Below are 12,292 nucleotides of genomic sequence, written 5' to 3'. Positions count from 1 at the left end.
GGTCAGGCCTGGGACAGGTCGTCGAAGGGGCGTACCTCGACCGGGCCACAGGCCGCCGAGCACCTCTCGGCCCAGGCCAGCGCCGCGTCCAGGTCGGCGCACCTGATGACCCAGAACCCGGCGATGTGCTCCTTCGTCTCGGCGAACGGTCCGTCGCTCATGGTGGTGGTGCCGTTCTCCACCCGGACGACGGTGGCGGTGTCCGGCGAGGCGAGTCCCCCACCGAAGACCCAGGCGCCCGCGGCCTGCATGTCGTCGTTGATCCGGCCCGTCTCCGTGAACATCGTCTGCATCTCCTCGTCGGACGGCGTCGGCGCGCCCTCGACGAAGTGCACGGACAGCAGGTACTGCTTCATGACAATCCTCCGGTAGCTCTATGGTGGGTGACGGCAGGTCAGGCGGCCAGGCGGCGCGCGACAGCGGGGATCACGATCGCGGCCGCGACCAGGTGGGTGAGCATCAGCAGCGCCTTGGTGGCCACCCCGGCGTCGGCGATCACGTCCGGCACCAGCGACAGGACCGTCAGCGCCACCGTCGTGCGGACGAACGTGCGGCTCGGGTGCCGGGCGAAACGCGCCAGCAGCGCGGCGATGACCACGCCGATCAGCGAGAAGACGGCGGTCAGCACGCCGAACCCGGTCACGGGGATCGGGGCGCCGGCCAGATCGAGGCTGATGCCCGCCAGGTGTCCGCCGGCGGCGACGGCCATGGTGGCGGTGCTCGCGGCGACCGTGGCGATGACGCCGGTCCGGATCAGCGCACCGACGGTCGACGTGGTGGCGTGGGTCGTGTTCGCAGTGGCGGTCATCGTGCCCTCCAGTGGGTGTACGGCCCGTCGCGATGCCGGGCTCTCACCAGGGCTACGAACTGAACCGATCCCAATCGACAGGCACGCCCACATTTTTTCGAAGGACTTTGAGTTCGGCGTCAGACGAGGCGCTTTCGGGACACAGCAGACCAGCCCGACCACCGATTCTCGCAGCTCCGCCGCCCGACCGGCGGCACCGCACGCCGGCGGCGTGCGGTGCCACTGGTTGGGTCATGGGACGGCGTGAAGGCCGCCTCAGAGCGTGCGCTGGTACTCCTCCCAGGTCCGCTTCGGGCTGACCGCCGGCCCGTCATCGACGCCCCGGTTGGCCAGGCCGTTACGACCGAGGTAATAGTCGCCGGCCTGGTTCTGCGCACCTGTCGACTGGTCGGTGTCGGAGAGCGCGATGGCGTGGATGTGGTAGCCCCAGTCCCCCTGCGCCGGGGTCCGCAGCCACGCGGCAAAGCCCACCGTGCGCAGTCGACGCAGCACGTCCGTCCGGACCGCCGAGGAGAGACCGCTGACCGAGAGGTCGAGCGCGCCGCCGCCGTCGTGCGTGCCGGCGGAGGCACCCACACCGCTGCTGTACGAGCCCTGCGTGATGCCGAGCTGGCGGCCGAGCAGGCGCTCGGCCTCGAACAGCATCGACCTGGTGCGGGTGTTGACCTGCACACCGCGCAGGGTCACCACGCTGCCGGGCGAGATCGCCCTGACCACCGTGTACCGCCCCTCGCCGAGCGACCGCAGCGACGACGGGCCGGGAAGACCCGTCGCGTCGAGACCGGTGTAGCCGAGGGACCGCTGGTACGCGGCGTACGCGGCGATCGTGCTGGTGCCGAAGTGCCCGTCGACGTACGTCGACGAGAGCAGCCCTCTCGCCTGGAGTGCGCGCTCCACCAGCAGGACGCTGTCCTTGGCCCCCTCGGTCAGCGCGGTGTCCGGCCGACGTGGGTCGATCTGCGCCGCCTTGATCAGCGCCTCCATGTCCAGCTGCGGCAACGCGGCCGTGGCCGGGCCGGCCAGCGGCACGGCGCCGACCACGGCCGCCCCGGCGGCGACGAGCAGGTTCCTTCTCGTGAGCACGCTTCCTCCGTAGGATATTGACCAATCCACATGGTCGGATGAAGCTAGTCTTCAATGCGGGAGCTGAGTTGTCACCCCGCCGGGGCGTGCGAACATCCACGGGTCTGCTCCCGCCGGTCGGTGGCCCGCCGTCGTAGCTCCGCTAGCTGCGCGAGCCCTACTGGGCCTGGTCGGTTGCGACGGCGGTCGCCTCGTCGGCGAGGTGCCAGACCTCGCGCATCGGGGCCCACCAGTCCCCCGAGCCGGGCTCGGCGACCGACTCCTGACACGGGTCGGTCAGCTTCCACCACTCCTGCGTCTGCGGGTCCGCGGCGATCAGCCGCAGGTCGGCCTCGTAGTCGTCGCCGACGTACTCGTAGTAGCCGAAGAGCAGGTCGTCGTGGAGGAAGATGGTGTAGTTGCGGAAGTTCGCCTCGCGCAGCGTCTTCTCGACGCTCGGCCAGACGGCGGCGTGCAACCGCAGGTAGGTTTCCCGCTGCTCGGGGCGGAGTCGGATCACGCAGCCATGACGTTTCACGTCGTGCCCTTTCGTGGGAGCTGGCTCAGGGGTGCCGAAGGCACCTGACGGTAGCGGTTGGACAGTGCCGGGCAGGGGGCCAGCCGGCCGCCGATGTCGACCGTTTCGCCAGGACTACGCACCGTGGCGTCGGGTCTACCCTCGGGTGATGGAGGGCCGCGTGCTGGTGGTCGAGGACGACTTCTCGATCCGGGAGGTCACCGCCCTCGGCCTGCGCCGCGCCGGCTTCCGGGTCGACACCGCCGTCGACGGGCGGCATGCCCTGGCCGCGTTCCGCGCTCACCCGGTCGACCTGATCGTGCTCGACATCATGCTGCCGGGTCTGGACGGTCTGGAGGTCTGCCGGGAGATCCGGCGGACCAGTCAGGTGCCGATCCTGATGCTGACCGCGCGCACCGACACCATCGACGTGGTCGTCGGGCTGGAGTGCGGCGCGGACGACTACCTGCGCAAGCCCTTCGACCTGCCCGAGCTGGTGGCCCGGGTTCGCTCGGTGCTGCGCCGGGTGAGCGTGCCGGCCCCGTCGGGCGTCATCGAGGTCGACGGCCTGGAGATCGACCCGGGCGCCTTCGTGGTCCGCCGGCACGGCCAGGAGGTGACGCTGACCTCCACCGAGTTCCGCCTGTTGCTGGAGCTGGCCCGCCGACCCGGCCAGGTCTTCACCCGGGAGCTGCTGCTGGACCTGGTCTGGAACCACGACTTCCTCGGCGACTCGCGACTTGTGGACGTGGCGGTGCAGCGGCTACGCGCCAAGATCGAGGACGATCCGGCGCAGCCACGGCTGATCCGGACCGTGCGCGGCGCCGGCTACAAGCTGTCGACGGGCTGACGGGGGGCGGCGATGGCCGGACGCGCGGTGCTCCCGGGCCGTCTGCGACGCCGGCTGACGATCGCGTTCGTCCTGGTCGCCGGCGTCTCGGCCGGGTTGCTCGCCGGCGGGACCGGGCTGCTGCTGCGGCAGTCCTGGTTGGACGCGTCGCTGCACGAGGCCGCCGCCGACGCCCGCTACCAGCTCGTTCTCGCCGGGCAGTTCCTGCCGCTGACCGAGCAGCGCAGCACCGAACTGCTGACCAGCTTCGAGGCCAGCGGCCGGCACGTGGTGCTCGTCGACGGCCCGGCCCGCGCCTCGCACCCCGCGTACGCCCCGGTGCTGGGCACCCGGTTGCGGACGGTCGTCGCGGACGGGCGGCTCGGCTACCAGCGTTCCGCGCCGGCGGAGCGTCCTCGGCTGCTGGTGATCGGTGGGCGCATCCCGGGCTCGACCGCCGAGCTGTACGTCCTCACCGTCGAGGACGACGTCGCCACCGACCTGGGTCAGCTGCGCACCGCGCTGGTGGCCGGCTGGGCGCTCGTGGTGCTGCTCGCCGCCGCTGTGGGTCACGCGCTGGCCCGCCGCACGTTGGAGCCGGTGGGCCGGGCCAGCCGGGCCGCCCAGGCGCTCACCGAGGGCCTGCTCGCCACCCGCCTGCCGGTCCGCGGGCGCGACGAGTTCAGCGTGTGGGCGGCGACGTTCAACGAGATGGCCGAGGCACTGGAGTCGAAGATCGCGGCGCTGTCGGCGGCGCAGGCCCGCGAGCGGCGGTTCACCGCCGACGTGGCACACGAGCTGCGTACCCCGGTGACAGCGTTGGTGGCCGCGGCGTCGCTGCTGCGCGAGCACCTCGACCGGTTGCCCGACGACGCCCGGCCGGCCGCCCGGCTGTTGGTCGGCGACGTGGTCCGGCTGCGCCGGCTGGTGGAGGACCTGATGGAGATATCGCGACTGGACGCCGGGCGGGAGCAACTGGCCGTCGAGCCGGTCGACGCGGTGGCGCTGCTGCACGCCATCGTCACGGCGCGCGGCTGGTCGCCGCGGGTGCGGGTCACCGGTGACCCGGTCACGGTGCGTACCGACCCACGTCGGCTGGAGCGCGTGCTGGCCAACCTGGTCGCCAACGCGGTCGAGCACGGCGGTGGAGAGATCAGGGCCAGCGTGGTGGGCGTGGGCTCCCGTGTCGTCTTCGAGGTGACCGATCAGGGGCCGGGCATCCCGGCCGAGCATCTGCCCCGTGTGTTCGACAGGTTCCACCAGGTCGACAGGTCCCGCTCCGCGCCGGGAAGTGGGCTCGGCCTGGCCATCGCGCGGGAGCACGCCGAGCTGCTCGGCGGCGCGCTGGGCGTGCGCAGCGAACCGGGCGAGGGCACCCGGTTCCGGCTGGAGCTGTCCGCTGACGGTCCCGCCGGGCGGCACGGTGACGTGCCGCGCCCGGACGACCGCGCCGACAGCGGCCCGGCCGGGCGTACCGCTGACGCGGCGGGCGGCGTGGGATGAGCCGCCGGGGCACGGTCTCGCTGGGCGTACCTCTGCTCGTCGCGGCGCTCCTGCTCGGCGGCTGCGGCACTCCCCGCTCCGGCGACCTGGGCCCGGCACCCACCGCGCCGGCGACGAGCGCCGCACCCACCTACCGTCCGGAACCCACCCCGACCTCGGCCGGGGAACCGGCGCCACCGCCCACGAACCGGCCACCGCGTCCGTCGGCGGCGTCGTCCGCTGGCACGCGCCGGCCGGACCCGGTGACGATCGAGCTGTGGTACGTCCGCGCCGGGCTGCTCGTGCCGACCCGGCGCACCCGGCCGGCCACCATCGCGACGTCCCGGCTGGCGCTCACCGAACTGGCCGCCGGGCCGAGCCCGGCCGAGGCCGCCACCGGGATGACCACACTGCTTCCGGCCGGCGTCGAGGTCACCCGCATCGCCGACGGCGTGGCGACGCTGCAGGTGCCGTCCCTCGGTGATGCGGCCACCCGGCGGCTGCGCGAGGCGCAGGTGGTGTGGACGCTCACCCAGTTCCCCACCGTGCGTCAGGTCCGTTTGGACGGGGGGTCTCCGGTGGATCGGGCGGACTACGCGGACCTGCTGCCACCGATCGTGGTCACCGGCCCGATCCCCGGCGAGCGCGTCTCCTCCCCGCTCGTCGTCAGCGGCACCGCCACCGTGTTCGAGGCCACGGTGAGCGTCCGGGTGCTGGACGCCGCCGGCCGGGAGGTGGCCACCGGGTTCGGCACCGCCAGTTGCGGAAGTGGCTGCCGGGGCGGCTACCGGGTGCAGGTCGGCTGGCGCACGACCCGGGAACAGAAGGGCACGGTCGAGGTGTACGAGGTGTCCGCCCGCGACGGCGCGCGGATCAACACGATGGCCGTGCCGGTGCTCCTCGCACCCCGCGACTGACCGCCCTGCCCGACAGGGTGTTAACCCGATGCGTCATCCGTTTGTCGATGCCGACGTGCGGTCCTGACGTCTACCCGACAAAGCAGACGCTCGTCGGCACTCCCCGAGCTGGCGCGGCGCCTCGCGGTGAAAGCGCAGGCCACACGCCGTGGAGCCGGTGGGAACGTCGCCGACACGCCGGTAGCGGAGAGGCTCGTCGGGCCCGGTTGGACCGCCGTTCACGTGACCTTCGAGATTGACCCGGGCAGACATGTTTGCGAACGTGAGCGCGTCATTGCGCACAGTCATATTCGCTGTTCAGCCCCGTGACGGCCGGACCACACTGGAGTCGTACCGGTCGCCGCGGCAGCCTCACCATCCCTCACAGAGCGGAGATCCATCATGTCCGGTGGCAGCCTTCCCCGTACCGGTATGGGCGTTGTCACGATCGGCGGCGCGGCCGGTATCGGCAGCTACGCCCTCCCCCTGCCGCTCACCATCGCCATCACCGGAGCGACCGCCGTCCTCGTCGGCTTCATCATGATCCGGATGACGTTCCGTCGTAAGCAGTCGGTCGGCCAGTGACCGCGAGCGTCACGAAGGGTCGTGTCCTGTTCGCCGCGGCGGTCGTCCTGGCCGCCGCGGCGGCGTGGACAGCCCATCACGTCCTCGCCGTGATCGGCGCCATCGACGGAGGCGGTCACCGCTTCACCTTCGCGTACGCCGCCATGTTCCTGCTGCTGATCTGGCAGCTCGGCACCTCCTATCTGGAGAAGCCCGCCGTGGTCACCGACCGGATGCAGGGGCGCCTCGACGCGCTGCACGTGGTGGCTGTCGTGCCGGCGTACAACGAGGATCCGGGCGCGCTGCGGGCCTGCCTCGAATCCATGATCTTCCAGACCCGCAGACCGAACACCATCTACGTGGTGGACGACGGGTCGAAGCTGACCGAGGGCTACCAGCCGATCAAGCGGTGGTTTCTCGACGTCGCCCCCGTACACGGCATCATCGCCGCCTGGCACATCCAACCCAATGCCGGGAAACGGCACGCCCAGGCCGCCGCGGTGCGGTCGACACCGGCAGCCGACGTCTACTGGACGGTGGACTCGGACACCATCTCGGACCCGAACGCCCTCAGGGAGCTGTTGAAGCCCTTCGCCGATCCGGCGGTGCAGTCCGTCGCGGGGGTGGTGATGGCCGCGAATGTGCGGAGCAGCTTCCTCACCCGCTTCACCGACCTCTGGCTGGTGACCGGGCAGCTCACCGACCGGTCGTCGCTGTCGGTGTTCGGGTGTGTGTGGGTGAACTCGGGGCCGATCGCCGCCTACCGCGCGGAGGTGGTTCGCGACAACCTCGGCGCGTATCTGACCGAGACGTTCTTCGGCCGGCGGGTGCCCTTCTCCGACGACTCCCTCCTCACCCTCTTCGCGATGGTCCGGGGGCGTACCGTGCAGCAGCCGTCGGCGTTCGCGTTCTCCCTCATGCCGGAGAACACCGGGCACTTCTGCCGGATGTTCCTGCGCTGGATGCGCGGCAGCTTCATCAGGACCTGGTGGCGGGTCCGGTACCTGTCGTTGCGGTCGATCGCGTGGTGGCTGCACCTGCTGCGTTGGGCGGCCACGGTGGTCGCGACGGTGCTGTTCGTGGCGGTGGCGATCCTGTCGCCGATCATCGACCCCGATCCGCGGGCGATTCCGTGGCTGGTGGCTGTGCCGTTGATCGTCGGGTACGGGCAGGCGCTCCGCTACATGACGGTGCGACGATCGGACCAGTCGACGGCCTACCAGTGGGGCACCTGGCTGCTCACGCCCGTCGCGGTGGTGTTCGCCCTGGTCGTGCTGCGGGCGATCCGCTGGTACGGCATCGCCACCTGCTGGCGCACCGGCTGGGGCACCCGCAAGAAGGTGGAAGTGGCGCTGGGTTCCTGACCTCGCGACCCCGTGCTGATCCTGACACCTGAGCTGACGCCATGCGAAACGTGGTCGTTTCGCCGGCTGGGTGCGACGCAACTCACGAAAGCCTGCACGTACGGGCATCCGCGAACTAGTGTCGGTACGACATCGTTTCGCGGGGGGCTTCGGGGATGCTGGGTGGTCAGCAGGTGGGCGCGGGTGCCGGGGTGCCGGCAGCCCGGAGTCCGCGCTGCACCGAGAGTGACCTGTTCACCGTCGTCATCGACACCCTGCGCGAGGTCGGCTTCGACCGGATGACCATCGACGCCGTCGCCGCCCGCGCCCACGTCAGCAAGGCCACCATTTACCGGCGCTGGGACGGCAAGGCGGAGCTGGTCGTCGCCGCCCTACGCGACCGGCACGTGGGTGTGCACAACCCGCCCGACACCGGCTCCCTCCGCGGGGATCTGATCGAGTTGCTGCGGGCCACGGCCGCGATCTGCGTGGCCGACTGCGACCTGATGCAGGCGTTGACGTTCGCCATGCGGACCAACCCCGAGCTGGAACGCCTGGTGCGTCACCAGGTGCTGCCGGCCGGGCGAGTGGCCAGCACCGCCATCCTGGTCCGGGCCGCCGCCCGCGGGGAGATCCCGCCGGAGGCCGGCGAGCGGGAACTGTTCCACGACCTGGCGCCCGCGCTCACCATGTCCCGCATCGTCGCGCACGGCCTACCCGCCGATGACGCGTTCCTCACCCAGGTCGTCGACCAGGTGCTGATCCCGGTGCTCCGCTATCAGCACGACCGTCCGTCGCCGGCCTGATTCATCGAATATTCGCAACACGGAAGGCTTCACCATGCCCGGAACCACCTCGACCGCGCCCGGCGCGCCCAACGCCGGGGCGTCGACAGGCGCACCGCACCCGCGGCGCTGGATCGCGCTGGCGGTCATCGCGGTCTCACAGCTGATGGTCGTCCTGGACGCCACCATCGTGAACATCGCGCTGCCGAAGGCCCAGGCCGACCTGGGGATCACCGACGCTAACCGGCAGTGGGTGATCACCGCCTACACGCTGGCCTTCGGCGGTCTGCTGCTGCTCGGCGGTCGCATCGCCGACTACTGGGGGCGCAAGCGCACCTTCATCGTCGGCATGACCGGTTTCGCGCTCGCCTCCGCCCTGGGTGGTCTGGCCACCACCGGTGAGATGCTCTTCGCCGCCCGCGCGTTGCAGGGCGCCTTCGGCGCGCTGCTCGCCCCGGCCGCGCTGGCGCTGCTCACCGTCCTCTTCACCGAGGCCACCGAGCGGGCCAAGGCCTTCGCGGTGTACGGCGCGATCGCCGGCGGTGGATCGGCTGTCGGCCTGCTGCTCGGCGGGGTGCTCACCGAGTACGCCGACTGGCGCTGGTGCCTGCTCGTCAACATCCCGGTCGCCGCCATCGCCATCGCCTTCGCGCTGCCGCTGGTGCCGGAGAGCCGGGCCCACGGCAACACCCGCTACGACGTACCCGGCGCGATCGTGGTGACCGCCGGCCTCGTCTCCCTGGTCTATGGCTTCACCAAGGCCGCCGAGGACGGCTGGGACGCCACCGCGACGCTCGGTTTCATCGCCGCAGGCGTGGTGCTGCTCGCCGCCTTCGTGGTGATCGAACTGCGCTCCAGCCACCCGCTGCTGCCGCTGCGGATCCTGCTGGACCGCAACCGGGGCGGGGCGTTCCTCACCTCGACGCTGATCGGCGCCGGCCTGTTCGGGGCGTTCCTCTTCCTGACCTTCTATTTCCAGGTGGTGCTGCAGTACAAGCCCCTCGAGGCCGGTCTCGCGTCCCTGCCGGTCACCGCCGGTGTGCTGATCGCCGCGGGCGGCGCCAGCCAGCTCATGCCCCGGTTGGGTGCCAAGCCGCTGATGGTCGCCGGTGCGGCGCTCGCCGCCCTGGGCATGCTGGTGCTGACCCAGATCGACGCGGACACCTCGTTCCTCACCCACCTGCTGCCCGCGCAGGTCATCCTGGGCCTGGGGCTGGGCTTCACCTTCGTCCCGCTGTCCAGCCTCGCCCTGGTCGGGGTGCCGGAGCACGACGCCGGCGCGGCCAGCGCGACGCTCAACGCCACCCAGCAGATCGGTGGCTCGCTCGGCACCGCCCTGCTGAACACCTTCTACACCAGCGCGGTCGCCGCCTACCTGGTCGGACGGGCGCCGAACCCGGTCAACCAGGTCGAGGCGCTCGTGCACGGCTACCGGGTGGCCTTCGCCTGGGGTGCGGCGCTGATCGTGCTCGCCGGACTGGCCACCCTGGTCCTGGTGAAGGTCCGCAAGGAGGACATCCCGACCGGCAACACCGTGCACATGGGCTGAGCTGACCGATGTGGCCGCCGGCCGGAGCGCCCCGACGCTGGGGTGGGCCGGCCGGCGGCCACGTCCGGTAACGTCCCGACCATCGTCGAAAATCCGTTTGAGGAGATCCATGTCGACCCCTGCTGACCAGATCATCACCGCTCTGCGCGCGGGCCACGAGGAGCTCGCCGCGCTCGTACGCGATCTCAAGGAGGACGACCTGCTCCGGCCGTCGGGGGCCAGCGAGTGGCAGGTCTCCCAGGTGCTGAGCCACCTGGGCAGCGGCGCCGAGATCAACCTGGCGACGCTGGACGCCGCCCGCACCGGCGCGCCCGGCCCGGATGGGGACTTCAACCGTGGCGTCTGGGCGCGCTGGGACGCGATGTCCCCGGCCGAGCACGCCGCCGGGTTCCTCGCCACGAACGAGCGGCTGGTCGAGGCGTACGAGGCACTGGACGCCGAGACCCGCGCCTCGATGCGGATCGACCTCGGCTTCCTGCCGGAGCCGGTCGACGTGGCCACCGCGGCCCGGTTCCGGCTCAGCGAGTTCGCCCTGCACCAGTGGGACACCGAGGTGGCGTTCAACTCGTTCGCGGCGGTGACGCCGGGGGCGGTGGCGCTGCTGCTCGACCAGGTCGGCGGCATGCTGGCCTGGACCAGCCGCCCGCAGGAGCTGGCCGGCCGGGAAGCCACGCTGCTGGTCCGGCTGCACGCGCCGGAGCGGACGTTCGGGCTGCGGCTGGGCGAGAAGGTCGAGGTCGTCGACGCGCCGGAGCGTCCCGACGGCGAGCTGGTGGCCCCGGCCGAGGCGTGGCTGCGGTTGGCCACCGGGCGGCTGGGCCCCCAGTACACCCCCGACGGGGTGCGGGTGACCGGCGCGGTGACCCTCGACGACCTGCGCCGGGTCTTCGTCGGCTTCTGAGACGGGTGCCGCGCGGGCCGGTGACCCGGCCCGCGCGGCCTCTCAGCCCTTCACGCAGACCACCTGCTTGAGGTGCGCGACCACCTCGACCAGGTCCTCCTGCTGGGCCATCACCTCGGTGATGTCCTTGTACGCGCCGGGGATCTCGTCGACCACCCCGGCGTCCTTGCGGCACTCCACACCGGCGGTCTGCGCGGCCAGGTCCTCGGTGCTGAACGTCCGCTTGGCCTGCGCCCGCGACATCCGACGCCCCGCCCCGTGCGAGGCCGAGCAGTACGCGTCGGTGTTTCCCCGGCCCCGCACGATGTACGACCCGGTGCCCATCGAGCCGGGGATGATGCCCAGGTCACCTCGGCCGGCCCGGATCGCGCCCTTGCGGGTCACCAGCACGTCCACCCCGTCGTAGCTCTCCTCGGAGACGTAGTTGTGGTGGCACGAGATGGGCTCGTCGTAGCCGACCTGCGGGAAGTGCTCACGCACCACGCCGCAGAGCAGGGCCAGCATGACCGCACGGTTGCGCCGCGCGTACTCCTGCGCCCACCACAGGTCCCGCCGGTACGCGTCCATCTCCGGCGTCCCGGCGAGGAACACGGCCAGGTCCCGGTCCGGGAGATCGGCGTTGTGCGGCAGCCCCCGGGCCACCCCGATGTGCCGCTCGGCCAGCTCCTTGCCGATGTTGCGGGATCCGGAGTGCAGCATCAGCCAGACCCGACCCTCGTCGGCGCCGCCCTGCTCCAGGCAGACCTCGATGAAGTGGTTGCCGCCGCCGAGGGTGCCGATCTGCCGCTGCGCCCGCGTCTCGAGCTGCGCGACCCGCCGGTCCAGGCCGGCGAACCGGCCCCAGAAGTCGTCCCAGCCGGCCTGCTCCAGGCCCCTGATCCGTCGCGTGTCGACCGAGTCCTTGCGCTGGGCGAAGCCGACCGGGATGGTGGCCTCGATCGCGGAGCGCAGGCCGGCCAGGTCGTCCGGCAGGTCGGCGGCGGTCAGCGAGGTACGCACCGCCGACATCCCGCAGCCGATGTCGACGCCGACCGCGGCCGGCGAGACGGCCTGCCGCATCGCGATCACGGAGCCGACCGTGGCGCCCTTGCCGAAGTGCACGTCGGGCATGACGGCGACACCCTGCACCCAGGGCAGCGCGCCGATGTTGCGCAGCTGCTTGGCGGCCTGCGGCTCGATGGCGTACGGGTCGGTCCAGACCCGGACCGGTGCCCGGGTACCGGCGAGAGGGGTGAATCCCATGGTGGGCTCCTTCTGTCGTGCGACGACCGATAATGATCAGACTGTGGCCGCCAGTGGCGGTGCGTGGATACGAAAGGGCCGCCCGATCCCGGTGGGATGGGCGGCCAGCGGACGCGTCAGCGTCGGCGTCAGTCGCGCCACCCCGGCTCGTTGCGCCGCAACGGGCAGCAGGCACGGGTTTTGGCGGTCGTGTGCACAGGGGTGCCGGCGGGGAGCAGGCACCGGCGGGCATCGGTGCGGACGCGTCGCGACATGGCGTACTCCCTCCGGGGTTGATCGGTTGACCGTGCACCGACGACAGTAGGGGGGCCGGG

The 12,292-nt window shown here is 71.7% G+C and carries 13 protein-coding genes; 8 read left to right on the top strand and 5 right to left on the bottom strand.

Going from position 1 to position 12,292, the window contains the following annotated elements:
- Positions 1 to 2: 2 nt before the first annotated feature.
- The 4 genes from ACQP0U_RS13320 to ACQP0U_RS13305 all read right to left on the bottom strand — a co-directional run bounded on the left by ACQP0U_RS13320 (position 3) and on the right by ACQP0U_RS13305 (position 2,390).
- A complete protein-coding gene (locus ACQP0U_RS13320) occupies positions 3 to 356 on the bottom strand; it encodes a YciI family protein (protein WP_433318989.1) in 354 nt (117 codons plus the stop codon).
- A gap of 38 nt (positions 357 to 394) precedes the next feature.
- The gene (locus ACQP0U_RS13315; protein WP_433318986.1) at positions 395 to 808 is read right to left on the bottom strand and encodes a DUF6069 family protein; all 414 of its coding nucleotides are present in this window, start codon (positions 806 to 808) and stop codon (positions 395 to 397) included.
- A gap of 255 nt (positions 809 to 1,063) precedes the next feature.
- A complete protein-coding gene (locus ACQP0U_RS13310) occupies positions 1,064 to 1,891 on the bottom strand; it encodes a peptidoglycan-binding domain-containing protein (protein ID WP_433318983.1) in 828 nt (275 codons plus the stop codon).
- A 157-nt stretch (positions 1,892 to 2,048) separates the two neighbouring features.
- A complete protein-coding gene (locus tag ACQP0U_RS13305) occupies positions 2,049 to 2,390 on the bottom strand; it encodes an L-rhamnose mutarotase (protein WP_433318980.1) in 342 nt (113 codons plus the stop codon).
- Between the two features lie 166 nt (positions 2,391 to 2,556).
- Here ACQP0U_RS13305 and ACQP0U_RS13300 point away from each other — a divergent pair, with 166 nt between their 5' ends.
- From ACQP0U_RS13300 to ACQP0U_RS13265, 8 genes are all read left to right on the top strand, one after another.
- Entirely contained in the window at positions 2,557 to 3,237 is a 681-nt protein-coding gene (locus ACQP0U_RS13300; RefSeq protein WP_433318977.1) for a response regulator, read from the top strand.
- Positions 3,238 to 3,249: 12 nt separating this feature from the next.
- Positions 3,250 to 4,719, top strand: a complete 1,470-nt coding sequence (locus ACQP0U_RS13295; protein ID WP_433318974.1) for an ATP-binding protein — start codon at positions 3,250 to 3,252, stop codon at positions 4,717 to 4,719.
- Positions 4,716 to 5,615: a Gmad2 immunoglobulin-like domain-containing protein gene (locus ACQP0U_RS13290; RefSeq protein ID WP_433318971.1), complete on the top strand. Its 900-nt coding sequence runs from the start codon at positions 4,716 to 4,718 to the stop codon at positions 5,613 to 5,615. The genes ACQP0U_RS13295 and ACQP0U_RS13290 overlap by 4 nt, the downstream gene beginning before the upstream one ends.
- A 381-nt stretch (positions 5,616 to 5,996) precedes the next feature.
- The gene (locus tag ACQP0U_RS13285) at positions 5,997 to 6,179 is read left to right on the top strand and encodes a hypothetical protein (RefSeq protein ID WP_433318968.1); all 183 of its coding nucleotides are present in this window, start codon (positions 5,997 to 5,999) and stop codon (positions 6,177 to 6,179) included.
- On the top strand, positions 6,176 to 7,522 hold the full coding sequence (locus tag ACQP0U_RS13280; RefSeq protein WP_433318965.1) for a glycosyltransferase: 1,347 nt from the start codon (positions 6,176 to 6,178) through the stop codon (positions 7,520 to 7,522). Before ACQP0U_RS13285 ends, ACQP0U_RS13280 begins: the two co-directional genes overlap by 4 nt.
- A gap of 155 nt (positions 7,523 to 7,677) precedes the next feature.
- Complete coding sequence (locus ACQP0U_RS13275) at positions 7,678 to 8,307, top strand: TetR/AcrR family transcriptional regulator (RefSeq protein WP_433318962.1); 630 nt, start codon at positions 7,678 to 7,680, stop codon at positions 8,305 to 8,307.
- 34 nt (positions 8,308 to 8,341) lie between these two features.
- Positions 8,342 to 9,835 (top strand): DHA2 family efflux MFS transporter permease subunit, encoded by a 1,494-nt coding sequence (locus ACQP0U_RS13270; RefSeq protein WP_433318959.1) that lies wholly within the window; start codon positions 8,342 to 8,344, stop codon positions 9,833 to 9,835.
- Between the two features lie 109 nt (positions 9,836 to 9,944).
- The gene (locus ACQP0U_RS13265) at positions 9,945 to 10,736 is read left to right on the top strand and encodes a maleylpyruvate isomerase family mycothiol-dependent enzyme (RefSeq protein ID WP_433318956.1); all 792 of its coding nucleotides are present in this window, start codon (positions 9,945 to 9,947) and stop codon (positions 10,734 to 10,736) included.
- Positions 10,737 to 10,778: 42 nt separating this feature from the next.
- On the opposite strand, the gene ACQP0U_RS13260 is transcribed toward ACQP0U_RS13265, so the two are convergent.
- Entirely contained in the window at positions 10,779 to 11,978 is a 1,200-nt protein-coding gene (locus tag ACQP0U_RS13260) for an RtcB family protein (RefSeq protein ID WP_091406679.1), read from the bottom strand.
- Positions 11,979 to 12,292 lie beyond the last annotated feature (314 nt).

Source organism: Micromonospora sp. CA-269861 (assembly GCF_050948505.1).
In the GTDB taxonomy this organism is placed as follows: Bacteria; Actinomycetota; Actinomycetes; order Mycobacteriales; family Micromonosporaceae; genus Micromonospora.
This window is presented reverse-complemented; position numbering and strand designations above follow the sequence as displayed.